Origin of the sequence: Bacillus sp. FSL K6-1366 (assembly GCF_037976695.1) — a bacterium.
Lineage (GTDB): Bacteria > Bacillota > Bacilli > Bacillales > Bacillaceae > Bacillus > Bacillus subtilis.
The window spans coordinates 1,373,897-1,398,701 of the sequence record NZ_CP150268.1; the positions used below are offsets into that span (position 1 = coordinate 1,373,897).

Below are 24,805 nucleotides of genomic sequence, written 5' to 3' on the forward strand. Positions count from 1 at the left end.
TGTCGTAAAATGGGAAATTGACAGAGTGAAAAACAAAAAAGCCGGCATGTATTTGAACACGCCGGCTTTCGTTTTCACTTTTTATGATTCACTGCTGTCTCGGTCCCGAAACACAATGGCACTTCTTTCATATTCTACATCGCCAATACCGCTTCTTGCATTCACAACCCGTGCGGCGGCAAAGAAATAATCGGACAGACGATTGAGATAACGCAGCACTGTTTCATGAATCTCCTCCGATTTCATCAGCGCCACCACTCTTCGTTCTGCCCGCCTTGTAATGGTGCGGGCGATATGGAGAAGCGAAGCACCCTTTGATCCGCCTGGAAGAATAAATTTCTTCAGTTCCGGCGCTTCTGCTGTATAGGCATCAATGCGCGTTTCTAAAAAGGAAACAGATTCTTCCGTTAGTTTGTAGTCTTTTCTTTCTGTGACGATTGCCAGATCGCCTCCGCAGTCAAACAGCTCATGCTGGATGGTCAGCAGCTCGGCTGTCAGATCTTCAAAGCCGGGCTGCCCGGAAAGCTCTGCCAAAGTAAGCCCGATAAAGCTGTTAAGCTCGTCAATCGTGCCGTAGCTTTCGACGCGTAGGCTGTCCTTGTCCGTTCTGCCCCCGACTAAGCCCGTTTGTCCCTTATCGCCTGTTTTTGTATATAGTTTCATACCCTGAATCTCCTTTACAGACTTATTCAAACAACTCAGCAGCCTCTTTTACACATTCAGCTGTCCCTTTCTTTATCAATTGATTCAGCCGCTGTTCTATGTTTTCGGATTGCTGAGTTTGAGTCGCGGCGATGAGAATATCACCTGTGCCTCCTCCGTCTCCCAGCACTTTCGTCCGTTCTGCTTCGGCAGCCATAAGAGCTTTGATGAAGAATTGATCTGCCGCATAGCCGTTTATCAAAATCCAAATCGAAAAGCCGGTCTGAACGCATATGAAAACGGATAACTCTCTGTCTTCATACGTTCGATACACGAAACGGTCAAGTCTTTCTGAAGAAGCCATCGCACACGTCTCCTGCAGTTGAAAACCGCTTTCTGAAAGACAGGCCGTAAGTCCTTCTATCGGATCTGGCTGATCTGGCAGCCGTTTATGGATCAGCGTCCTGCTCCACGAAAACCCTGCACCGATAGGCGTCGAGGACAATGTTCGAAGCGGGATTTCCGTTTGCAGAAGAATGTTATCACGCCCCGCTTGGAGCAATGCTTCAAATAGGATAGACTGCCGCTTCGCGCTATCTTTTTCAGGCTGAATCACAATCATCGGTTTAGGTGAGCTTTGATGAGCCAAGGCGGTGACATCTGTATCGTACACCGCCTTTATGCTTTGTTCTGTAACAGCATATTCCGGTTTTTGCTTAGGCCCGGCGGTACCGTTTTTCATAAACATGAGCTCATCACAGTACAGGCTTGCGGTGTTCAGATCATGAAAAACACTGACAGTTGCCAATCCGCTTTCTCTCGTCAGGCGTTTGATCAGATCAAGCAGGTCTTTTTGATAAGCCAGATCGAGAAAATTAGTCGGCTCGTCCAAAAATAAAATACGCGGCTGCTGCGCCAAAGCTTGTGCCAAATACACCCGCTGCTGTTCCCCTCCGCTTAGTTCGCGAATCGGCTTTTGCGCAAAATCGGCCACTCCTGTTTGCTCCATTGCTTCCTGTACAATGGCTTCATCCTTTTCAGTCTGCTGTCTGAACAGCCCCGTTTGGAATGGATATCTGCCAAAGGCTACAGTTTCTTCGACGGTAAAGGTGAAGGCTTGATCCGTTTTTTGCGGCAGGACGGCCATGATTTGCGCCAGTTCCTTCGGTTTATAGTCCGCCAGCAGTTTTCCGGCCAGATAAACGCTGCCTTCCTTGGCCGGCAGCGTGCCTGTCAGCAAGTGCAAAAGCGTGGTTTTTCCGCTTCCATTAGGGCCAAGAATTCCGAGAAATTCTCCCTTCTCCACTGTTAAGCTGACATTGTTGATTAGGCGGCTGTCACCGTATCCTCCCGACAGCCCTTCTGCCTTCATCATAAGCTTCTCCTCCCGCGGTGCTGCCGAATTAAAATAAGAGCGAACACAGGCGCTCCCGCCAAGGACGTAATGATCCCGATCGGCAGTTCAATCGGCTCAATGATCGTTCTGGAAAGCAGATCGGCTAAAACGAGAAATCCTGCCCCGAGCAAGGCGGACAGCGGCAGTAAATGCCGATGGTCCGTTCCCCACAAAAGCCTTGTGATATGCGGAATCACAAGGCCGACAAAGCTAATCGTACCCGATACTGCCACAGCGCTTCCCGTCAAAAGAGATCCGGCTATTAGAATCATCATCTTCCTCTGCTGAACGCTGACTCCAAGAAGCTTTGCTTTATCTTCTCCATATGTCATCACGTTCAATTCCCTACCGTTTAAAATCAATAAAATGGTTCCCAAAAGAAAAAACGGGAGAAACAAAATAACATAGCTCCAGCCCCTCATTGAGACGCTGCCAAGCAGCCAATGCACAATCGGAAGCAGGTTGTCTCCTGTCAAAGCGATGATAAGAGAAATAAATGCGCCCAAAAAAGAGTTAGTGATGACACCGGTCAAAATGAGGGTGGAAACAGACATCGAAGCATGAACGAGGCGGCTGAAGAAAAGGACCGCCGCCATCGTGGCAAGTGCCGCGGCAACACTCACAACCGGGAGTGTAAACTCTCCGATGACAGGAAGGTGCAGACCTAAGAACAGAGTCACAACAGCTCCGACTGAAGCACCGGATGACACACCTAGCGTATAGGGATCAGCAAGTGGATTTTTCAATAATCCTTGAAAAGCGGCCCCTGCAATAGAAAGAGCCGCCCCCACAAGGGCGGCCAGCACAACTCTCGGCAGTCTGATATTCATCATAATATTAGTGTACATCGGATCATCAGAACCGATAGAGCCCCCGAAACCTTGATGCCAAAAGACACGAAAAACAGCGGGAATAGGAATATGCAGGCTGCCGCAAGAAATTCCTAAGATGATGCTCACGGCTAAAAATGAGAAACCAATGATATATGCGGCATAACGATTATTCCTTAAACGTATCCGGGTAAATGCTTTCCGCAAGTTCTTCGACCCCTTCGATCAGACGGGGACCGGAACGTGTCACAAGATCAGGGTCCACATCATATACACGATGATGTTTCACAGCATTGATTTCGCTCCAGCCATCGCGTTTTTCCACAGCTTTCGCTTTCACACCGTCCGTTGTAACAATTGCATCAGGATTGAGTTTTACGATCGCCTCGTCTGTCATTTGCACCCATCCTGTCTGATCCGCAGTTGCGTTTTTAGCATGGATGACATTCAGCATTTCATTCATAAATGTATCTTTTCCGGTTGTATAAATGTCAGGATCAGGAGAAACCTCGATAAATACGCTTTTCTCCTCGTCTTTTGAAATGGTTTTCGCTTTTTCTTGAATATCCTTTAGATCTGATTTCATGCGTTTCACGAGCTGATCAGCTTTTTTCTCCGCCCCGCCAGCTTCTCCGATCATTTCGATTGATTTGTACACCTCGGAGAATGATTGTGCATCATTGACAGTCAGCACTGTAATGCCCGCGTCCTTCAGCTGTTTGATGGCATCTGCTGATGCTGACATGGAAGACTCATGGGCCAGAACGAGATCTGGTTTTAAAGAAATGACTTTTTCAACGTTTACATTCATATCTCCGACTTTCTCAACCTTTTTGACTTCCTTTGGATAGGTATCGTTTGTGGTGACACCGACCACTTTGTCACCAAGGCCGAGTGCGTATGTAATTTCTGTGTTGCTCGGCATTAATGAAACAATCTTTTTTGGCTCTTTTTTGATGGTTACATCTTGGTTTGACGCATCATCAATGGTGACAGGAAACGCTTCTGTTTTTTGTTTTGCCTTTGAATCCTTCTGATCCGCAGGATTGCCGCAGCCTGCCAGCATAACAGCAGCCAACAGGAGCGCAGTCCATATCCCGGCTCGTTTTTTCATAATCTTTTCCTCCTAAACGAACTAAAAAAGCATCTCTACGACGGTAAAGATGCTGTAAACAACACAAAAAAGCCTATTGTTTACACATCATCTGTCCTCGCAGAATTCGTGCTGATCAAACAGGCAGGTATCCTGGCTCTTGGCGCTTGGCCAATTACAGTGGCGGGACCGCACCGGCTTTTACCGGTTTCCCTTTTAAGCCGGCTGTTGTTCACGGACCGGCACCTATTTGACATTCGTATCCTTTTTTCGGAGTAATTATACTATATGACTGACAGGCTTGTATATGTGTCCTGAATGACTTTTCCCCGTATTGTGTATGGGAGCAAAATCCTCGTAAACACTAAATTTGATCTTGTATACTTAATACCACATCAATCAAAAGGAATGATTCTTATGGATTTACAGCTAAAAGACAAACTCGTCTTAATCACCGGCTCGACGTCCGGTATCGGGAAAGCCGCCGCAAAAAGCTTTCTGCAAGAGGGTGCGGCAGTCATTGTCAACGGACGCAAACAGGAGACTGTCGATCGCACCATTGAAGAGCTTTCTGGCTATGGAACAGTGCACGGTGCTGCTGCCGATTTGTCAAAAACAGATGAAGCAGCGGCTTTTATCGAAAAAGTAAATGAAATCGGTGATATCGATATCCTTGTCAACAACCTTGGTTTCTTCGAGGTAAAAGACTTTGCAGATGTGACAGATGAAGAGTGGAATCAATATTTCGAAGTGAACGTGATGAGCGCCGTTCGGACAAGCCGTCACTTCCTTCCAAAAATGCTTGCCAAAAACAGCGGCCGCATTTTAAATATTGCAAGTGAAGCAGGCGTCAAACCGCTGCCAACGATGATTCCATACTCAATGACAAAAACGGCGCTGATCAGCCTTTCAAGAGGAATGGCTGAAATGACAAAAGGCACAAATGTGACGGTTAACTCAGTGCTCCCGGGACCTACTTGGACAGAGGGCGTGGCATCCTATATGGAAGGTGCCGCACAAGCAGCCGGCCAGGATACAGACACATTTATCAAAGACTATTTCAAGGTCAATGAGCCAACCTCACTTATTCAGCGATACGCGACAGCAGAAGAAGTCGCTAACACAATCGTATTCCTCGCGTCTGACGCCGCATCCGCCATTAACGGCACGGCACAGCGTGTGGAAGGCGGCATTATCCGTTCTCTGTAGTATAAAAAAACGCATCCGTGTTTCGGATGCGTTTTTTTTATACGTCTCCAGCAAATGGTACCGGCTGATATCCGCCTGTTTCCAGTTGTGCTGAAAACAACCCTCCAGCGTGAGGCTGCTCGTATCTCTCTTTTTCTGTCATTTGTTCTGTTGCCGTTGTAATGTAAAGGGTTTTTAAGTCTCTGCCGCCGAACGCGCAGCACGTGACATATTTAGCCGGCACGCTGATTGAATTGATTTCTTTTTTCTGAAACGGGTCAATGTGAACAACGCGGCTGCCGCCAAACAGCGCCACCCACAGCATGCCATTTTGGTCAATTGTCATGCCGTCCGGTAATCCGTCTGACTGATCAAAACGATAGACAGGTTCTGGATTCGAAACATCTCCGCTTTGAGGATCATAGCTGTAACGCACAATCTCCTGCGTCGGCGTGTCGATGTAATACATCAAATTCCGCTCGCGGTCCCAATCCAAACCGTTTGAGGTGGAGACTTGATCCTTGATTTTGACAAGACTGCCGTCTAGATTCAAACGGTACAGCGACGCCTGTTTTTGCTCGCCTTCCATGCTCGTCGTCCCCGCCCAAAGCCTTCCGTACGGGTCACATTTAGCATCATTAAATCTCAGGCTCTCATGCATGTCCTTCGGCTGTTTAATTTTTTCCAAGCTGTCATCCCGAAGATGATACAGGTAAAACCCGTCCTTCATCGTCATAATCAGTTCATCCTTTGAATATTTCGCAAGCGCCGTCACAAAGGATTTGAATTTGATTGATCGGTTGATTTTTTCTTCAGGGTCAAAGATATGGAGCTCGCTCCCCAGGATATCAACCCAATATAAGCGGCCGTTTTCTTCATCCCATAACGGGCCTTCTCCAATCACTGCCCGAGTGTCTGCTTCCAATACTGCATCCATGTGTTACACCTCTTTAGCTTCAGTCTATATATTGTTATTCCCGGCAAAGAGGTGTCCAAACCACTTGATGTTTAATGTTTTTTAAAAAGGATGGTAATGACCGTTCCAATGTTCATTCTGCTGTTCACATGGATCGTTCCGTTATGGAGATGGACAAGCTCCTTGGCAATCGCGAGCCCGAGACCCGTTCCGGCAGTTGAATCTTTTGTGTTCGTCCCTCTGTAGTAACGGTTAAACAAATGGGTAATCGTTTCTTCATCCATTCCTTTCCCATTGTCCTTCACCTTTAAAGAAATATGATTTTTTGTTTGCTCCAGAATGACTTGAATCTCTGTTCCTTTGTCGTTGTGCTTCACGGCATTCCCAAGGAGGTTTTCTAATATGCGCCTGAACCACGCTTCATCAAGGGCAAATTCAATATGCTCTTCTTTGGATACAAACGAGATATCATAGCCTTCAGAAAACGGATTTTTCTTAAAATCCTCAATGACATTTTTAAAAAACGGGATAAGGCTAGTGAGATTTCTCTCAATAGGAAGAGCATCATTTTTCAGGCGATACGTTAAATTTAAGTCTTCAATCAGCTTGGACATGTATTCAGATTTTTCTCTGACAACCTGCCCCATTTCTTTCACTTCTTCCGGCGACCAGTCATACTGCTTCGACTCGAGCATCATGCTGTAGCCGTAAATGCTGCTGAGCGGTGTTTTTAAGTCATGTGACAAACCGGCAATCCATTCTTCCCTTGTCGCCTGGATTTTTTCTCTGTTTCTTTTATCCCTTCTCAGCGTTTCAGTCAGCTGATCCATTGATTCAAATATCTCACCGAAGAAGCGGTACGGCTGTTTGATTTTTCCCTTTTTATTTTTGCTGACAGGACGGCCTTCCCGGTTTCTGGGTTCCTCAAGCTTCCCTTTTGACAGATTGACCAGCCATCTAATCGTGTGAAAAATCGGCAGCCCGAATCGGAACATATACCAAACGGTCATCCAAATGATATACATGAACAAAACGGCCATCACGAGAAACATCGCTTTTAATACAACCTTCAGGAATGATTTGTTAAACTCCTGATCGGTTACATAGACTGGGTTTGGCACCGTAGCGACCATCCATCTGTCTTTATTGAGGATCTTAACGGAAATTTCCCGCTTATAGTTCCAAGGCTTAGAGCTGTATTTAAGCAGCTCCAGCTGGTTCATCGTTTTTCTTTCGCTTTTTGTGCTGTTGATGCTGTCGAGAATCTTTCCATTGCTGTCTAACAGGTAAATGGCGCCTTTTTTCCGTTTAATATAGTCGATGGTACTAGACTTATAGTGCGCTAGTGAGTCTATCTTTTGTTCGCGCTTTTCAACGGAAGTCAGGAGCTGTTCACTTTTTGATTTCCAGCCGGACAATAGAAGATACGACTTATCTTCTATATTGATGGCCCAATAATTCAGTTTATAGTTATGAAGCTTTTTGGTTTTATAAATAGACAAAAGCTCTTTCTTGGTATAGGTGCCCGGCACGTCTTTTGGCACGCCGTAGGAATAATCAGTGTTTCCTTCCGAATCAATGATTTGCATCCAGCCGTGCTGTTTATCAACAGATTTCTTCAGGAAATTATCCACTTCCCATGTCCCGTCTTCGTTTACATCGAGATATGCCTCAAGTGTGTCGGTCGTTGCCTTCGTCAGCCCTGAATTGGATTCCGCATCGCTAAAACGAGCGTCTAAATAGAAAAACGACGCAACAAGCATAACCGTAAGCAGCAGGATCACAATCAGCATCTGGCCGAAAAAGTGAAACAAAAACTTCCATCTTAACCTCATGACCGCTTGCCTTCAGGATTTGGGATAAAACGATAGCCGAGACCTCGAACGGTTACAATATACTCCGGATTGCTCGGATCGCGCTCAATCTTCTCCCTAAGCTTGCGAATATGAACCATGACGGTGTTGTTGTCACCGTAGGAAGGATAGCCCCATACTTTTTCATATATTTGATCTTTGGAAAGCACCACGTTAGGGTGTTCACAAAAATACTGCAAAAGCTGCAGAAGCTGGGCTGAACAGGCAACGGCTTCCCCGCCTACGATCAGCTCGGCATTTTGCGGAGAAAAAGTAAAATAATCATATGTGTAGGTTTGATTTGAACTTGTTTCTTTTGATTGATATGTACGCTTGAGATGCGCTCTGATCCGCGCCGCTAATTCCAGCGGATTAAATGGTTTTGTGATATAGTCATCAGCTCCAACCGCAAAGCCTGATAATTTGTCCGCGTCGGATGATCTTGCCGTCAGGAAAAAAATCGGAGCGTCTGAATACTCTCTGATCAATGTGCAGGCTTCAAAACCGGACATTCCGCCCATCATGACATCCAGCACAATCAAGTCAACCTTATTGGCCTTCACAACGGGAATCGCTTCTTCTGCGCTTGCCGCATCCAGTATATTTCGATAACCTTCTTTTTCGAGAACGCGTTTGATCATGTCCACAATCGCTTTCTCATCGTCTACGATTAAAATTGACGCATTTTCCACTTTTATGTTCCTTTCTGTCACTGTTTTTTTCATCTTATCATTATATCGTTTATTTATGGTACATTTTTGAATACATTGGAGCTTGGCAAATCAAAACAGCAAAAAAGGAGCAAACAAGCGCTCCCTTTTGATGTTTTTTCATATGAAAATATTATGAGTTCTCATCTACCATGTACAAAATAAACTCCCAAAACCCCGGTACATCCTGACACAAAAGCATATCAGCCTTTTCAAACATTTTGATCTTCAGCTCTTGCTCTAAATCTTCTCTTTCTTGATAGGACGTATTGCTGAGCTTTTTTCTGATCATCGGTGAAAAGCATGCAATCAGGTGCTCAATGTCATAAGTCTCGTCTTTTTGTTTCTTTTTTTGTTCAAACTGGCCGTCCACAGCTTACTTTTCCCCCTTTTTTTGCGCCGCTAGCTGCTTTCTGATATTCTCTAGCCCCTTTTTATGAATGTTGGAGATGTTTTGTCGGGACTCCCCTAATGAATCTGCAATCTCCTGCATCGTGGCACCGTGAAGATACACTTTCGTCAGCACACTTTTTTGTTTGTCAGTCAGATTCTGAATCGCTTGGTAGAGCTGATAATCCTGAACATGCTGGCTCAAATCATCCTGCCTGTCTAAAAATTCTTCAAATGCATCGCTTCCTGTTTCGGAAGGAAGCCGATCTCCCGCCTCCGGATGATCTACCGTCAGCGGATACCGTTTTTGATTTTTGCGAACCCGCTTATCAAAATCAATAGAAAAGATGCGAATCATTGAATTCATATACTTGACGATACGGATTTCTTTATAAAATTGCTTAAATAGCTCGTCCAATGATTTTGCATCTTTTTCGTTAGGGCTTTCCATTACGTTTTTGAACAAACGGTAATGCTGAGGATTGCTCAAAAAATGCTTCACGATGGGATGCTTCATTATCTCCTTACATTTTGACCGTAAAAGACTTTGATAGTCCATCAAACCGCCTCCCTACTAAATTAAATGAAGGAAAGCAAAAAAAAGTAAACTACTACTTTCCGCCTAGTGTCTTCCAAAATACATTGCAGCAGTTTACGTTTTATCGGTTTTCCTTCACTTACATACATGACTGCAGAAAAAGAAGGGAGGTATTTTCCTATGGATCAGGTTTTTATAGAGGAAGTCGTAAAACAGATCGGCAATTTGGGGTTTCCCGCGCTGATTGCAATGTATCTGCTGACCCGATTCGAAAAGAAGTTTGATCAACTAATAGAACTAATGACAGAACTGAAAGATCATGCAAAAAAATAATTTTTCAATCGAAGTTGACTTTTCACTGGTTTTTTTCACTTAACAAAACAGAAGGGAAAACGAAAGGCCTTTCACCTTCTCTTTCTGCTATCACATTTAAATGTAAGGAGGAAACATTTCATGAAAAAACAAAATGACATTCCGCAGCCAATTAGAGGAGACAAAGGAGCAACGGTAAAAATCCCGCGCAATATTGAAAGAGACCGGCAAAACCCTGATATGCTCGTTCCGCCTGAAACCGATCATGGCACCGTCAGCAATATGAAGTTTTCGTTCTCTGATACTCATAACCGATTAGAAAAAGGCGGATATGCCCGTGAAGTGACAGTACGTGAATTGCCGATTTCAGAAAACCTTGCATCCGTAAATATGCGGCTGAAGCCAGGCGCGATTCGCGAGCTTCACTGGCATAAAGAAGCTGAATGGGCTTATATGATTTACGGAAGTGCAAGAGTCACAATTGTAGATGAAAAAGGGCGCAGCTTTATTGACGATGTAGGTGAAGGAGACCTTTGGTACTTCCCGTCAGGCCTTCCGCACTCCATCCAAGCGCTGGATGAGGGAGCTGAGTTCCTGCTCGTGTTTGACGATGGATCATTCTCTGAAAACAGCACGTTCCAGCTGACAGATTGGCTTGCCCACACTCCAAAAGAAGTCATTGCTGCGAACTTCGGCGTGACAAAAGAAGAGATTTCCAATTTGCCTGGCAAAGAAAAATATATATTTGAAAACCAACTTCCTGGCAGTTTAAAAGATGATATTGTGGAAGGGCCGAATGGCGAAGTGCCTTATCCATTTACTTACCGCCTTCTTGAACAAGAGCCGATCGAATCTGAGGGAGGAAAAGTATACATTGCAGATTCGACAAACTTCAAAGTGTCTAAAACCATCGCATCAGCGCTCGTAACAGTAGAACCCGGCGCCATGAGAGAACTGCACTGGCACCCGAATACCCACGAATGGCAATACTACATCTCCGGTAAAGCTAGAATGACCGTTTTTGCATCTGACGGCCATGCCAGAACGTTTAATTACCAAGCCGGTGATGTCGGATATGTACCATTTGCAATGGGTCATTACGTTGAAAACATCGGGGATGAACCGCTTGTCTTTTTAGAAATCTTCAAAGACGACCATTATGCTGATGTATCTTTAAACCAATGGCTTGCCATGCTTCCTGAAACATTTGTTCAAGCGCACCTTGACTTGGGCAAAGACTTTACTGATGTGCTTTCAAAAGAAAAGCACCCAGTAGTGAAAAAGAAATGCAGTAAATAAAAGACTTGCGGCTTGCAGAGAGCACTCGTTCTCTGCAAGCCTTCATAAGGAGCTGAACCAGTGAAACATCAAAACCCTTCAAAACGCTTATTGCGGCTCTCCATAAAGTACTTGCTGGCAGCAGCAGCAGTGGTGTTGACCTATTTTGCTGTCATCTATATATTGTTTTCTTTAGCGGGAACGAGCTACCGCTCAGCAGCTCATGTCCTGCTTTTTGCCGTGGTATTCCTTGTTCTCGGATTATGCTTTGAACCATTTGAAAGGCTGATGATACATAGCTTTACATTTTTCAAGACAGGAAAACGTCTATTCATTCTCCTTGCCGGCATCGTACAGCTGCTGTTTTTGTGGATGACTGCTCATACAACAGACCAATTGATCAGCGACATCTGGCTGTCCACCACAGAAGAAATGATTGTCGCAGCCGTTTTTTTGATTTTAGACAAATGCAACTCGGCTCTTCCCAGCTAAAAAAAGAACGCATTCCAATTGGATGCGTTCTTTTTATTCATAGCGAAGCGCGTCTACAGGCTGAAGCTTCGAAGCCTTGATAGACGGAAGCAAGCCGAAGATAATGCCGACTGCCATTGAAAAGATGAGTGCTCCGACAACAGCTGGAATGGAGACGATAAAAGGCATAGGAAAAATGACCGTCAGCAGCTTGGCGATGCCGAAGCCCGCCAGCACACCGAGTATTCCGCCAATGCTTGTCAGCACGACAGCCTCGGTTAAAAATTGAAATAAAATCACACGCCGCTTAGCACCGAGCGCTTTCTTAATCCCGATTTCCCTCGTGCGCTCCGTTACGGAAACGAGCATAATGTTCATGACGCCGATACCGCCCACCAAAAGTGAAATACTGGCGATTCCGCCAAGCAGCAATGCAAATGACTGATTAAAGGACTCCACTTCCTGCGCGATCTCCTGAAGATCCATTACACTGTACTCTGCTTTTTCCAGCTCAGCTTCTGACAGTCCCTGATTTAAAAGATCTGCAGCCATTACACCCGCTTCTTGGATATGCTCAGAAGAATCAGCCTGCACGGCAATCTGCGTCGGCGCGTCAAACCCTTCAATAAGCGGCCACACTTTTTTCGGCACGTACAAAACCGGGTTCGCATAGTCGCCTTCAAACATGCTTTCCTGTTGATTTTTTTCTTTAAAAACACCCACGACCTTAAACGGCACCCCATTCATCTCAATGCTTTTATGCAGAGCTTCTCCGTCTGGAAACAGTTCATCTCTGACAGCTTCATTGATCATCACTACTTGGTGTGTGCTGTTTAAATCGTTTTCCGTCAGCTTTCTCCCTTCGGTTATTCGGATTGGAAACATGTCGAAGTAATCATCGTCCACTCCATACACTTGGGGATACGAAACGTTTGTTAAATGAAAAACGCTCGCGCCTTCTGACAAGTAATATAAGGATAATCCTTTAACCATCGGATCTGATTTGATCGCCTTTACTGTTTCTTCCGCTACAGGCGGCGCGGACGCATACGACACCTGAGGGCCGCCGCTCTCCTCTTCTCCGCCAGACGGCTGGTAGACAACGTTGATCGCGTTGTTTCCCATGCCGATCATACTTTGCTTTAATTGCTCACTTTGGCCCTTCAGCATTGAAACAATCGCGATGATTGCCGCTATGCCGATAATCACGCCGAGCATTGTCAGAATCGATCTTAATTTATGAGAGAAAATGGATTGAAAGGAGATTCGAATATGTTCAAGCATGGCTGATATCCCCTCTCTCATCTAATACCAGCTCTCCGTCTCTGATAAAAACGGTTCTGTCAGCTTTTTTGGCGACGTCCGGGTCGTGGGTTATCATAATAATGGTCTTACCTTCCCGATGCAGTTCAGAAAACAGTGACAAAATTTGTTCACTTGATTTGGTATCAAGCGCCCCGGTCGGTTCATCAGCTAAAATAAACCTCGGCTGATTGACAAGGGCCCTCGCTATCGCCACCCGCTGCTTTTGGCCGCCGGACAGCTTAGGCGGTTTGTAGGAGACCCTGTCTTTTAATCCGACCTTTTCCAGCGCTTCATATGCCCGTTGCCTTCTCTCTTTTTTCTTCACTTTATTGTAGATCATCGGCAGCTCGACATTTTGCAGCGCGGTGAGACGCGGCAGCAAATGAAAAGTTTGAAACACAAACCCGATTGATTCATTGCGAATTTCAGCTAAAGCCCCGTCTTTCCCTTTCAATATATCGATCTGGTCAAGCGTATAGGTTCCTGAGGTTGGCCTGTCCAAACAGCCGATAATATTCATTAGCGTTGACTTTCCAGAACCGGAAGGCCCCATAATAGCTAAAAACTCCCCCGCCTGAACAGTCAGATTGATATGTTTCAAGATTGGAACTTCTTCTTTTCCCAGCTTGTACGACTTCGAAATATTATTCAGTGTCAGCATTGACTGTAACCTGCTTTCCTTCCTTGACCGCGGGATCAGGATAGATCACATAATCTTCCGGCGTCAGGCCGCTCTTAATTTCCACCATGTCATTTTCATCAGTCTCTCCGATTTCAACAGGCTGCTTAACCGCTTTCTGATTCTCATCAGCTTTCCACACATACGGTTCGCCGTCATCCTGAATGACCATGTCGGACGGCAGCTTGATCGTATCCGCATCAGCATTATCACTCATCACTTCGATATTGACATGATAGCCGACTTCAAGACCTTTATGGCTGTCTAATAAAATGGTGAAAGGATAGTTAGAGGACTGGGGATTCATTTCTTCATCAGCAAAGCTTTCTGATTCTTCACCCTCGCCTGCTCCCGCTGGAAGCTTGCCGATCGAGGTGACCTTTCCTTTCCACTCGCCCTCACCGCCTGTTTTCAGCGTGACCCTGACTTTGCTGCCTTTTTTGATCGTGTCCATTAACAGCTCATTGATTTGGCTTTTGACCAGATATTTGCCTGTCGAAACAATCTGGATATACGGGCCTGCTGCCTGGTCGCCTGTTGCACCGTCAGCGATATCCTGATTGACGCTTTGAACGATTCCGTCATGCTTGCTTGTAATGACATTGGAACCTTTGTTTTTCGTCAGGCCAGCCAGTTCTTTTTGATGCTGCTTCAGTTCAAGCTGGCTTGTTTTCAAATCGAAATTGGCTTGGTCAAGTTCATCTTGAAGCTGGGTTTTCTCTTCTTTCCCTGCAACTTTCAGCTTCTTTTCCGTTTCCGTTATTGATTTTTGCAAACGGTTGATTTGCAGATTTGTCATTTCAATTTGCAAATTGGCTTGCTCCACTTCATCAGAATGATCCTCGCCCTCATACTCAAAAAGCTTATCGCCCTTTTTAACCTGATCGCCTTCTTTGACGTATGTTTTTTTAATGCTGCCTTTTTCTGAATCTATGTATACTTTCTGCTGTTTCTCAGGTTCAACCTTTCCAGAAAACGTTTGGCCTGATTCTGAATCTCCTCCCATGTATACCGCGACCGATTCAGCATAGGGCTCCGATGATACGGCAACTTGGTTCATGTGAGTAAAAAAGTAAAAACCGCCAGCGCCGATCCCAGCCAATACAAGCACACCGGCACATATCGCACCGCCAATAAGCCATTTTTTCTTCTTGGACACAACGATCTCCTCTTTCTGTAAACTATGTAATATTTTCGAAACATTCTAACCAATATTATCTATTAATTCAAAAAGACTTGCAATCCTTTTATTGAAATGACGGAATCAAATAGAAAAATTGTATTTTCAAAGCCGAATAAAAAAAATCCCGGCTTCAAACCGGGATTTTTTCATACAGTAACTAGCTCTTTTTCATTTTTAATCAAGTCATATGTCAAGCATACAGGTTTATTTGTACGGGGATCAGTCACGATTTCGGCATCAATCTGAAATACCTGCTTCAAAATGTCCGGTGTCATGACCTCCAGTGCAGTTCCTTCCTTGATGACCGTGCCTTTTTTGAGCGCGATCATATAATGAGAAAAACGAGCTGCATGGTTAAGGTCATGAATGACCATTAAAATCGTCCGCCCTTGCTCTTTGTTGAGTCTGTCAAGCAGCTGCAGAATTTCAAGCTGATGTGCAAGATCAAGATACGTTGTAGGTTCATCCAGCAGAAGCAGTTCCGTCCCTTGCGCAAGCGCCATGGCAATCCACACGCGTTGACGCTGTCCGCCTGACAATGCCTCAATCGGCCGTTCAGCATATTCAGCCAGGCCTGTTTCTTCAAGCGCCCATTTGATAATCCGGCGGTCTTCGTCATTTAATCTGCCGAATCCTGATTGATGCGGAAACCTGCCGTACGACACCAATTCGTGCACTGTTAGGCCGCTCGGCGCTTCAGGTGTCTGTGGAAGAATCGCCATATCTTTTGCAATGTCCTTTGTAGACATTTTATGAATCGCTTTGCCGTTTAAATAGACGGCACCTGCATGTGAACGCATAATTCTGGACATTGTTTTTAAAATCGTTGATTTCCCGCAGCCGTTCGGGCCAATTAAGGTGGTAATTTTCCCTTTAGGAATCGATATATTTAAATCCTCTACAATCACCCTGTCGCCATAACCGATTCCAAGCTGTTCCGTTGATAATGAATTCATATTCGGCCCCCTCCTCTAATTCGCTTTCATCAATAAATAAATAAAGTAAGGCGCACCTAGCACGGAAATGACAAGTCCGACCGGAATTTCTGATGGTGCCAATACATTTCTCGCCAGCGTATCAGCAAGCAAAAACAGGAATGAGCCGATGAAGGCGGAGACCGGTATCAGCGTCTGGTGACGTGGACCGGTCAGCCTTCTAGCCACATGCGGCGCGATCAATCCGAGAAACGCAATGCCCCCCGCAGCTGCCACGCATGAAGCGGCAAGAGTGACCGCTGCCAGAAGAAGAATCCGTCTTTCCTTTTCAACAGCGGTGCCCAGTCCGGTCGCCAATTGGTCTCCGAGCTGCATAATGTTCAAATAGCGTGCCTTATATAAAGTAAACAGAAGCAAGATCACAATCCAAGGGAGAATCGCCCAGATCATATTCCAGTTCGCCCCCCATATTGAGCCGGATATCCAAACCGCGGCTTGCATAAAATCATGAGGGTCCATCTTGAGCTGAAAAATCAGCAACAGGGCGTTGAATCCGGCATTCACCCCTATGCCGACTAAAATCAGCCGAATCGGTGTCACGCCTTTTTTCCATGCCAGAATATAAATGAGAAACGCAGCGAGGATTGCTCCTGCCAAAGCACTGAATGGCAGCATAAATGTTCCGAAAAAGCTGAGATCTGAAGCTGACCCTTGAAAAAAGTATATAAAAAGCACTACAGCAAGTGAACCGCCGGCGTTAATTCCGAGAATACCAGGCTCGGCAAGTTCATTTTGAGACACGCTTTGCAAAATGGCTCCAGCTACGGAGATCCCTGCTCCAACAAGCAAAGAAAGGATGATCCGAGGCAGCCTGAACTCAAATAAGACAAGTTCATCACGCGCCGTTCCTTGGCCGAAAAAGACCTGAAGCGTTTTAAGCGGTGCAATTTTGATAACGCCCAAATTGAGACTGATAAAAAAGACCACCACGATAAGCAAAAAGGTCACAGCCATTACAATAAGCGGTTTGTTTGTTTTTATTTTCATTACAGCCCTCTCCTTTCACGACGTGCCAAATAAAAGAAAAAGGGAACGCCGATCAGAGAAGTCAGCGCGCCGACAGGCGTTTCAAAGGGCGCATTTACGAGTCTGGCCGCTATGTCAGCAAAAACAAGCAAAACAGCACCGAGCACCGCCGAGCAAGGAATGATCCACCGATAATCCACACCGACCAAAAAACGGGTAATATGCGGAATGATCAGCCCGATAAATGCAATGGTGCCGGCAATGGAAACCGCAGCTCCGGTCAGAATTACTACAATAAGCATGCCAACCAGTTTCACCGCTGATGTATATTGTCCAAGCCCTTTTGCCAGATCGTCACCGAGACTTAACACTGTAACAGACCGGGCGATGAAAAACGCGAGCGTTAAACCGACAGCCCCTGCAATAAGCAAAAGCTGGACCCCCGACCATTTCACACCCGCTACCCCGCCTGCGTACCAAAAGCTGATATCCTGAGCGACATCAAAGCGGATTGCAATGGCAGTTGAAATGCCGGTAAAGAAATAAGTAACTGCCGTACCCGCCAGAGCAAGCTTTACAGGCGTAAGTCCGCCCCTTGAAAACATGCCTATGCCCATTACCGTCGATGCCCCCATCCCCGCTCCCGCAAAGGACCATAGCACAAGCCCCATTGCAGAAAGTCCGGGAAAAAAGGCAAACGCAATCGAAACCGCAAACGCAGAGCCTGATGTCACACCCATAATCGAAGGCTCTGCCAAAGGGTTTCTCGTCATCCCCTGCATGATTGCTCCCGACACTGCCAACAATGCGCCTACAAGCGCGGCAGCCGCCGTTCTCGGCAGTCGAAGATCATGTATAATTTGGTGAGATGTCTTTGTCGGCTGATAATGAAAAATGGCCTCCCATACAGTGCGCAAATGAATATCCGCTGCACCTAGGGATATGGATAAAAATGCGCCAAGGCAAAGCAGGCATAGACCTGCGATAAGGACGATGACCGCGCCATATGTCCTTGACGTCCATTGGATTTCTTCTGATGCAGTCCGTATATTTTTATGTTGACTCAACTGCCGTACTTCCTTTCTGTTACTGATAATGATTATCAATTGCTGTTTCAGTATATCACTTTTTTCAGCTGATTTAATAGAGTGTTTTGAACAAAAATGAAAATGCATTTGCAAAAATATCGTGTCAACCGGCACTTGCAGTGGTATAATCACAGATGATAATGATTCTCTTTTTCATCTATCTTTTAGAAAGAAGGTATGAGATATGACCCATATATACAAGAAACTCGGAGCCGCGTTTTTTGCCCTGTTATTGATTGCAGCGCTGGCAGCCTGCGGGAATAACTCAGAAAGCAAAGGTTCTGCCTCTGATTCAAAAGGCGCAGAAACCTTTACATACAAGGCTGAAAACGGAAATGTAAAAATCCCGAAGCATCCTAAACGGGTGGTTGTCATGGCAGACGGCTATTACGGCTACTTCAAAACACTCGGCATCAACGTTGTCGGTGCGCCTGAGAATGTATTTAAAAACCCTTACTACAAAGGAAAAACCGACGGCGTCGAAAACATCGGAGACGGCACTTCGGTTGAAAAGGTCATTGATTTGAACCCTGACCTGATTATCGTCTGGACAACACAGGGCGCTGATATTAAAAAGCTTGAAAAAATTGCGCCGACTGTCGCAGTAAAATACGATAAGCTCGACAACATCGAACAGCTGAAAGAATTTGCAAAAATGACGGGAACTGAAGATAAAGCTGAAAAATGGCTGGCCAAGTGGGATAAAAAAGTTGCGGCCGCTAAAACAAAAATCAAAAAAGCGGTCGGTGACAAAACCATTTCCATTATGCAAACGAACGGAAAAGACATTTACGTATTTGGTAAAGACTTTGGAAGAGGCGGAAGCATCATTTACAAAGACCTCGGCCTGCAGGCTACAAAGCTGACAAAAGAAAAAGCCATTGACCAGGGGCCAGGTTATACAAGTATTTCATTAGAGAAGCTCCCTGACTTCGCCGGAGATTACATTTTCGCGGGCTCATGGCAATCAGGCGGTGATGATGGCGGCGTTTTTGAAAGCTCCATTTGGAAGAACCTGAATGCCGTTAAAAATGGCCATGTATACAAGATGGATCCGATCGGATTCTATTTCACAGACCCGATTTCATTAGAAGGACAACTGGAGTTTATTACGGAAAGCTTGACTAAATAAACAAAAGAGCCGCCTGCCCGCGGCTCTTTTGCTTATTTATAAGGAACGGCTCAATTTGAATCATATCGGATATTTTCTTTGAGCCATTCATATTAAGCTGCATCCTCATCACGATCAGTTTTTTTATGCTGGAGAGACTGAAAAACGTTTTTTGCATATTTAACGAACGGATTCCTAACAGGAGAAATTGTGATTTTATAAAAAAGACACCTGAGCAAATCAGGTGTCTTTTCATTATGCTTGTTTTTCTTTCTGGAACTTTTTACTCACAAATGGATAAACGATTAAGCCGACAAAGAATAAACCGATGCCGAGTATAAATGTCGTTAAATCTGCTGTGCCTGTTACGATAACAAACACGGAGTATGCACACGCCAGTATCGCGATCAATCCGTCTCTTACACGGGAGCCTTTCAGCTGGTCATACGTTTCACCTTTGATGACTACCTTCAAGCTGTAGATTGCAGATACCAGATACGGAATTAAATATGCGAGTGTAGCCGCTGTCGTTAAAAATGTAAATGCGTCACTTATTGTCCGGGAAATAACCGAGAAAATGAAGACCTGTGACATGACGTTTGTAATAATGAGTGCAATGACCGGACTTCCCTTTTTATTCGTTTTTGCAAAAAATGCCGGGAAATCTCCTGCTTTAGCGGCTTGGTATGGCACCTCAGAGCCAAGCAAAATCCAGCCGAGCATCGTTCCGAATAAACAAAGGATAGCCAAAAGCGCCATAATCACGCTTCCCGCGTTTCCAACAATCGCATAGAGTACATCAACAAATGGTTTTTCAGAGCCGACAAGCTTATCATGCGGCAGAACACCCATCGTAATTAAAGTCACAATAATATATATGCTCAAGGCAATCAGCAAGCCGGTAATTGTCGCACGTTTCACATCACGCTGAGAGCGCGCACGGCCGGACAGGATCACCGCGGATTCAATTCCGACAAACGCCCACAGTGTAGAAATCGCGGCGTTATGAACCTGGCCGCCAATTCCAATGCTTGTGCCGTTTTCTCCTTGAACCGGGAAATAAAAATGACCGAATAATGTCGTTTGAAACACAAACAAACCGGCAACGATAAAGAAGACAAAACCTAATACTTTAGAAAGCGTTGTGACAAAGTTTAATTTACTTGCGCCGTTAATGCTGGCAACAAGAATCGCGTGCGTTCCCCATAACAAGATCGTACATACGGCAAACGTCAGTAATTGGCCGAGTGTCACCTCTTGCCCGCCGATCGAAAACATCTCACGTTTATCAACCAAGATCGGGAAGAACGAAGTCAAGTAACCGGCGAGACTTGTGATGATCGCCACGTTGCTGATCCAGCTCGCCACCCAGTAGCCCCACACCATTGTGAAACCGGCAGCGTTGCCTTTTTTCGGGTCAGAAAACAGCGCTCTTGCATAACTTTGCGGTCCCGCTGTCAGTTCAGGCTTGCGAATGGACAAGTGTCCGAACACAAGTGCAATCATCAGCACGCCGGCACCTGTCAAAAGCCAGGCGGACGTAGCTCCAAACGGACTCGCAATTGAAGCAAGCGAGCTCGGCAAGGAGAAAATTCCTGATCCAACCATATTTCCAACGACAAACGCCGTTAATAACCAAAAACCCCATTTTTTTGTCTGTTCCATTCCAGTACCTCCATGATTCTTTGTACGGACCAGACCCCGAGATCATATAAACGCAAAAAAAGCCTGAACAAAAGTCCATGCTTAAAGAAACACACACCCTTGATCTCCGGATAGCCCTCCGCGAAAAAGCACGCGGCAGTCCTGCACTTATTCAGATACAGTCCCAGCATAGAGAAGGATCGGCTTTCTCCACACTTCGGCGCTGATGCCTTTTACACATGTTTAACAGCCCCTGTCAGCCTAGCATGTGTGACTCATCATCCGCGCAACCTCTACCTCACTGAGAAAGAGTGAGGATTTAATTATTCAGTTACTCCCAGAAGGTTATCAAAGAAAGGATGATCTGTCAAAGGGAACAGATGGAAAATACGGATAGAGCCAAGCCCTATCCGCATGTGGTTATCGATTATTTTTCTTTTTTTGCACAGCTTCTTGAAGCGGATCATCTTTTAGAGCTGAACCAGCATCTTCAAGAGCTCCTTGGATTACGTTTTTTTCTTTTTCGGAACGTTTTCCTTTATCTTTATTAAAGAAACCCATTCGTATCACCTCTTTTAAAAAATAGGTACATGTTTAAGATGCCTCTTTCCTGAAAAATTATGCGGGATATTTTTTATCGTCCAAAGTCCTGTTGATCAAACATACATTCTCTTGATATATTTGTAATTCAGAGATTTTTTGCAAAAGATAAAAGGAGAAGCGGCAAATGACAGGAAAAACACACATCATGGGAGGCATCGCTTCTTGTACGGCAGCGGCTTATTATTATGGATTTGATCCAGTGCTTATGGCTGCGTCAGGCGCGGTTGGAGCATTAATACCCGATATCTGCCACACACAAAGCAAAATCGGGAGAAAATTTCCTATTTTATCGAAAGTGGTCAGCTCCGTTTTTGGCCATCGCACCTTTACACACAGCCTGCTGTTTATGCTCATCATGTTTTTTATCACTTCTACATACATTCCAGATAAAAACATATCAGCCGGCCTGATGATCGGAATGGCGAGCCACTTGATTCTTGACGCTTGGACGGTGAACGGAATCAAATTATTATTCCCTTCCACGATCCGCGTTCGGCTTCCATTATATATGAAGACAGGCAGTTTTTCTGAGCAGCTCGTGCTAGCCGGCCTGACCCTTGCTTCATGTTACTACTTTTATATGCTGTTTCATGGCCGCATGTTTTAAACATGAGTGCTGAGACTTGTCTGAACCGGCTGTTTTTAGTAGGTTTTACTTAAGAAGCATTTCATGCAGATGATCAAGAACACGTGAGGAGTCATATTGATGAAAGGAACCTTTTTTCACAATCAGCGGTTTTTATTTTTTTCGATCTTATTTATGTGGATCAAAACGTATGTGATATATAAACTCGGCTTTGATTTGCAAATCGATACTCTGTTGGAGGAGCTAATGCTGCTGGTCAACCCGCTCAGCTTTATTCTTCCTTTATTCGGGATCGGCCTGCTTCTAAAAGAAAACAAGCAGCGGGCCTTTTTGCTGATTGCCAATTTGGTTCTGACTGTTATCTTGATCTCTAATACGATTTTTTACGGCTTTTATATCGATTTTATTACCATTCCGGTTTTATTTCAGGCCAGCAACATGAGCGATATGGGCAGCAGTGTAAAAGAACTGTTCCATCCTCTGTTTATCGCCCTGTTTGTGGATTTGGTTTTTCTGCTGCTGTTCGCCAGAAAAACCAAACACCCACAGACAAAAGCCGCTCCCCGCACGATCAAACGGTACTATGCAGCTTCCTGCGGCATGCTTTTATGCACACTGGCACTTGCAGAAGTACAGCAGCCGAAGCTTTTGGCACATTCTTTTGACCGGGAAATGCTCGTCAAAAGCATCGGTCTGTTTCAGTTCCATATTTACGATACAATTTCTCAGACTGTTAATATCAGCGCGAAAGCTTTTGCCGATGAAGACAGTATAACTGCCATTAAAAACTACACAGAGGCTGATTACAGCAAGCCTGATCAAAGCAAATTCGGCCTTGCAAAGGGGCGCAATGTTATCTTTGTAACACTTGAATCGACCCAAAGCTTTGTTCTGAATGAAAAAGTAAATGGAAAAGAAATTACCCCTTTTATGAATGATCTCATTAAAAAAAGCTATTCCTTTGATCATTTCTATCAGCAAACAGAACAAGGAAAAACATCAGATTCAGAATTTATCGTCGCTAACTCACTGTATCCTTCCCTTAGCGGCGCCGTCTTTTTCACGAAAAGCGACCATCAATTTCATACGATGTATAAATCGCTGAAACAGCACGATTATTATTCAGCCGTCTTTCACGCTAACCATAAAACATTTTGGAACAGAGATGTCATGTACGATACATTTGGCATTGACCGCTTTTTTGATGTTGATGATTTTCATGTCACTCCCGGGACATCGACAAGCTGGGGCTTAAAAGACAAAGAATTTTTAGAGCAGTCCGCCGAAAAGCTGAAAAGCCTGCCACAGCCGTTCTACAGCAGTTTTATCACGTTAACGAATCATTTTCCGTTTGAGATTGATGAAAAGGATCAGCTGATAGATGAATTCGATTCAAGCAGTGATCTGTTAAACCGCTATGTGACCACGGTTCGCTATGAGGATGAAGCATTGAAGCATTTTATCAAAAAACTGAAGGACGAAGGCTTATACGAAAATTCGATGATCGTATTTATGGGAGATCATTACGGCATTTCTGAAGCCCATAACGAGGCAATGGCTGAGTTTTTAGGGAAAGACGAAATCACACCGTATGACAACGTTCAGCTCCAGCGGGTGCCGTTTATCATACATATCCCGGGAATCACCGATCAAAAGCCGGAAACCATCCCTGATGCCGGGGGACAGGTCGACGTCAGGCCGACGCTGATGCATTTGCTCGGCGTTGAGACAAAAGGCGATATCCAATTCGGCAATGATTTGCTGTCGGGCGACCGCACCCCATTCGCCGTTCTGCGAAACGGCAGCTTTATTACGAACGATTATATATACACAAAGAACACGTGCTATAGCCAAAAAACAGGTGAAGTGCTGGAAGATCAGGATGCGTGCCTCCCTTATAAGGAGAAAGTAAACGAAGAACTGTCTTTCTCTGATAAAATTTTAAATGGTGACCTGCTCAGGTTTTCCGAATGAAAAAAATCCCTCTATCAAGAGGGATTTTTTACGTTTCCAATATCACCTTGCCAGTCAGCTTCGTTTCATAGCCGTTTAATTGAGACAAATTCGCCTTGTATTCCTCAGAATTCAAAATCTCCTTCACGGCCTTAAGCAGCTGCTCATGTTTTTTCAAAACGACAATATCATATTGTTCGTCGATGAGCGGGATAAAATCAACACTGCCCATATGTGCCGCGTGCTGCGCCCCGATTCCCGCGTCAGCCTGTCCGCTTGAAACTTGTGAAGCGACAGCGTAATGATCAGTCACGATATCGCCATATCCCACTACATCAGCCGGATTCACACCAAGCAAGCCAAGCTGTTCATCAAGGAGCACCCTTGCGCCAGAACCCTTTTCCCTGTTGATGATCCGGATATCGGCTCTTTTCAAGTCTTTCCAGCCTTGAATGTTTTTCGGATTCCCTTTTTGCACATACAGTCCTGCTTTGCGGAGAACGACATTGATGAGACAAAACGGTTCACCTGTCAAAATCCGTTTTACATAAGGCGCGTTATACTGGCCCGTTTCTGCATCGTACAAATGGAGGCTGACAATGTCACACTTGCCTTGATACATATCAATCAGGCTGTTTAAGCTTCCTTTGTATTTACGGAGCGGCGTCTCCTGAATGGCATTCTCCAAATGCTTGCTGAGGATATCCATCGAAATGTCCTGTCCGCTGATCATGACATTTGGTCTGCCGTCCGGCTCAGCCTCCTGCACCTGTTTCGGCGCTTCTTTTGCAGCGATGGGCTGAGACATTCTCATATTCGTTTTATATTGCTTTAAATCTTCTTCATCCACACGCATCTGCCTTCCGACACGGTAAGCAGGCAGCACGCCTTTTTTAATCAAGTCATAAACGGTCAGCTTTGATACCTTCAGCAGACCTGCAACTTCTTCTATCGTATAGGAAGAGGTTTCATTCATCATCATCACTCTCCTATTTTATTATACCTTTTCGCCGAATGTAAAAAAACCCACATAAACCAAACATAATCAGTTATAATTAGTTATATCTAATGATAA

At 45.0% G+C, this 24,805-nt stretch carries 25 protein-coding genes and 2 riboswitches; of the genes, 7 read left to right on the forward strand and 18 right to left on the reverse strand.

What is annotated here, in order from left to right; translation table 11 throughout:
* Positions 1–81 precede the first annotated feature (81 nt).
* From MHI44_RS07360 to MHI44_RS07375, 4 genes are read right to left on the reverse strand one after another with little or no spacing between them, the layout of a single operon-like run.
* On the reverse strand, positions 82–663 hold the full coding sequence (locus MHI44_RS07360; protein ID WP_339203232.1) for a cob(I)yrinic acid a,c-diamide adenosyltransferase: 582 nt from the start codon (positions 661–663) through the stop codon (positions 82–84).
* A 22-nt stretch (positions 664–685) separates the two neighbouring features.
* Complete coding sequence (locus MHI44_RS07365) at positions 686–2,014, reverse strand: ATP-binding cassette domain-containing protein (RefSeq protein WP_339203526.1); 1,329 nt, start codon at positions 2,012–2,014, stop codon at positions 686–688.
* Entirely contained in the window at positions 2,014–3,075 is a 1,062-nt protein-coding gene (locus tag MHI44_RS07370; RefSeq protein WP_339203234.1) for an iron ABC transporter permease, read from the reverse strand. The genes MHI44_RS07365 and MHI44_RS07370 overlap by 1 nt, the downstream gene beginning before the upstream one ends.
* The gene (locus MHI44_RS07375; RefSeq protein ID WP_339203236.1) at positions 3,038–3,982 is read right to left on the reverse strand and encodes an ABC transporter substrate-binding protein; all 945 of its coding nucleotides are present in this window, start codon (positions 3,980–3,982) and stop codon (positions 3,038–3,040) included. The genes MHI44_RS07370 and MHI44_RS07375 overlap by 38 nt, the downstream gene beginning before the upstream one ends.
* Before the next feature lie 104 nt (positions 3,983–4,086).
* A riboswitch (cobalamin riboswitch) is annotated at positions 4,087–4,226 on the reverse strand.
* A 152-nt stretch (positions 4,227–4,378) separates the two neighbouring features.
* On the opposite strand from MHI44_RS07375, the gene MHI44_RS07380 reads away from it, so the two are divergent.
* Positions 4,379–5,170, forward strand: a complete 792-nt coding sequence (locus MHI44_RS07380) for an SDR family oxidoreductase (RefSeq protein ID WP_015384617.1) — start codon at positions 4,379–4,381, stop codon at positions 5,168–5,170.
* A 37-nt stretch (positions 5,171–5,207) separates the two neighbouring features.
* On the opposite strand, the gene MHI44_RS07385 is transcribed toward MHI44_RS07380, so the two are convergent.
* From MHI44_RS07385 to sigO, 5 genes are all read right to left on the reverse strand, one after another.
* Positions 5,208–6,086, reverse strand: coding sequence for an SMP-30/gluconolactonase/LRE family protein (locus MHI44_RS07385; RefSeq protein ID WP_003228493.1), 879 nt, complete (start codon positions 6,084–6,086; stop codon positions 5,208–5,210).
* Positions 6,087–6,157: 71 nt separating this feature from the next.
* Positions 6,158–7,900, reverse strand: coding sequence for a two-component system sensor histidine kinase YvrG (yvrG, locus tag MHI44_RS07390; RefSeq protein ID WP_122894696.1), 1,743 nt, complete (start codon positions 7,898–7,900; stop codon positions 6,158–6,160).
* On the reverse strand, positions 7,897–8,610 hold the full coding sequence (gene yvrH, locus MHI44_RS07395) for a two-component system response regulator YvrH (protein ID WP_003243545.1): 714 nt from the start codon (positions 8,608–8,610) through the stop codon (positions 7,897–7,899). Before yvrH ends, yvrG begins: the two co-directional genes overlap by 4 nt.
* 151 nt (positions 8,611–8,761) lie before the next feature.
* Entirely contained in the window at positions 8,762–9,001 is a 240-nt protein-coding gene (gene rsoA, locus MHI44_RS07400; protein ID WP_003228484.1) for a sigma-O factor regulator RsoA, read from the reverse strand.
* Positions 9,002–9,004: 3 nt separating this feature from the next.
* Positions 9,005–9,535, reverse strand: a complete 531-nt coding sequence (gene sigO / locus MHI44_RS07405; protein WP_003228469.1) for an RNA polymerase sigma factor SigO — start codon at positions 9,533–9,535, stop codon at positions 9,005–9,007.
* A gap of 201 nt (positions 9,536–9,736) precedes the next feature.
* Here sigO and MHI44_RS07410 point away from each other — a divergent pair, with 201 nt between their 5' ends.
* From MHI44_RS07410 to rsiO, 3 genes are all read left to right on the forward strand, one after another.
* Positions 9,737–9,889, forward strand: coding sequence for a YvrJ family protein (locus MHI44_RS07410; RefSeq protein ID WP_003244090.1), 153 nt, complete (start codon positions 9,737–9,739; stop codon positions 9,887–9,889).
* 120 nt (positions 9,890–10,009) lie between these two features.
* Entirely contained in the window at positions 10,010–11,167 is a 1,158-nt protein-coding gene (oxdC, locus tag MHI44_RS07415; RefSeq protein WP_033884879.1) for an oxalate decarboxylase, read from the forward strand.
* Positions 11,168–11,227: 60 nt separating this feature from the next.
* Positions 11,228–11,638: an acid stress-sensitive anti sigma factor RsiO gene (gene rsiO / locus MHI44_RS07420; protein WP_003243579.1), complete on the forward strand. Its 411-nt coding sequence runs from the start codon at positions 11,228–11,230 to the stop codon at positions 11,636–11,638.
* Positions 11,639–11,671: 33 nt separating this feature from the next.
* Here rsiO and MHI44_RS07425 read toward each other — a convergent pair whose 3' ends face one another.
* The 6 genes from MHI44_RS07425 to MHI44_RS07450 form a co-directional block, all read right to left on the reverse strand.
* Positions 11,672–12,901: an ABC transporter permease gene (locus tag MHI44_RS07425; RefSeq protein WP_003244568.1), complete on the reverse strand. Its 1,230-nt coding sequence runs from the start codon at positions 12,899–12,901 to the stop codon at positions 11,672–11,674.
* Positions 12,894–13,583, reverse strand: a complete 690-nt coding sequence (locus MHI44_RS07430) for an ABC transporter ATP-binding protein (RefSeq protein WP_014480848.1) — start codon at positions 13,581–13,583, stop codon at positions 12,894–12,896. The genes MHI44_RS07425 and MHI44_RS07430 overlap by 8 nt, the downstream gene beginning before the upstream one ends.
* Entirely contained in the window at positions 13,567–14,760 is a 1,194-nt protein-coding gene (locus MHI44_RS07435; protein WP_015251242.1) for an efflux RND transporter periplasmic adaptor subunit, read from the reverse strand. The genes MHI44_RS07430 and MHI44_RS07435 overlap by 17 nt, the downstream gene beginning before the upstream one ends.
* 170 nt (positions 14,761–14,930) lie before the next feature.
* Complete coding sequence (locus MHI44_RS07440; RefSeq protein ID WP_339203239.1) at positions 14,931–15,740, reverse strand: ABC transporter ATP-binding protein; 810 nt, start codon at positions 15,738–15,740, stop codon at positions 14,931–14,933.
* A 15-nt stretch (positions 15,741–15,755) separates the two neighbouring features.
* Positions 15,756–16,766: an iron ABC transporter permease gene (locus tag MHI44_RS07445; RefSeq protein WP_085185792.1), complete on the reverse strand. Its 1,011-nt coding sequence runs from the start codon at positions 16,764–16,766 to the stop codon at positions 15,756–15,758.
* A complete protein-coding gene (locus MHI44_RS07450) occupies positions 16,766–17,812 on the reverse strand; it encodes an iron ABC transporter permease (RefSeq protein WP_339203241.1) in 1,047 nt (348 codons plus the stop codon). The genes MHI44_RS07445 and MHI44_RS07450 overlap by 1 nt, the downstream gene beginning before the upstream one ends.
* Positions 17,813–18,017: 205 nt before the next feature.
* Between MHI44_RS07450 and MHI44_RS07455 the strand changes: the two genes are divergently transcribed.
* On the forward strand, positions 18,018–18,965 hold the full coding sequence (locus MHI44_RS07455; RefSeq protein ID WP_339203243.1) for an iron-hydroxamate ABC transporter substrate-binding protein: 948 nt from the start codon (positions 18,018–18,020) through the stop codon (positions 18,963–18,965).
* A 234-nt stretch (positions 18,966–19,199) separates the two neighbouring features.
* Here the strand turns inward: MHI44_RS07455 and MHI44_RS07460 are convergent, their stop codons facing one another.
* Both MHI44_RS07460 and sspJ read right to left on the reverse strand, forming a co-directional pair.
* Positions 19,200–20,609 carry an amino acid permease gene (locus MHI44_RS07460; protein WP_021480593.1) on the reverse strand — a complete coding sequence of 470 codons (1,410 nt, stop codon included), beginning with the start codon at positions 20,607–20,609 and terminating at the stop codon, positions 19,200–19,202.
* A 103-nt stretch (positions 20,610–20,712) separates the two neighbouring features.
* Positions 20,713–20,892: riboswitch (Lysine riboswitch) on the reverse strand.
* A gap of 116 nt (positions 20,893–21,008) precedes the next feature.
* Positions 21,009–21,149 (reverse strand): small acid-soluble spore protein SspJ, encoded by a 141-nt coding sequence (sspJ, locus tag MHI44_RS07465; protein ID WP_003221612.1) that lies wholly within the window; start codon positions 21,147–21,149, stop codon positions 21,009–21,011.
* 166 nt (positions 21,150–21,315) lie between these two features.
* On the opposite strand from sspJ, the gene MHI44_RS07470 reads away from it, so the two are divergent.
* Entirely contained in the window at positions 21,316–21,798 is a 483-nt protein-coding gene (locus MHI44_RS07470; protein WP_003228444.1) for a metal-dependent hydrolase, read from the forward strand.
* Positions 21,799–21,897: 99 nt separating this feature from the next.
* Complete coding sequence (locus MHI44_RS07475; RefSeq protein ID WP_339203245.1) at positions 21,898–23,751, forward strand: LTA synthase family protein; 1,854 nt, start codon at positions 21,898–21,900, stop codon at positions 23,749–23,751.
* A 28-nt stretch (positions 23,752–23,779) separates the two neighbouring features.
* Here MHI44_RS07475 and MHI44_RS07480 read toward each other — a convergent pair whose 3' ends face one another.
* The gene (locus MHI44_RS07480; RefSeq protein WP_043858963.1) at positions 23,780–24,706 is read right to left on the reverse strand and encodes a substrate-binding domain-containing protein; all 927 of its coding nucleotides are present in this window, start codon (positions 24,704–24,706) and stop codon (positions 23,780–23,782) included.
* Positions 24,707–24,805 lie beyond the last annotated feature (99 nt).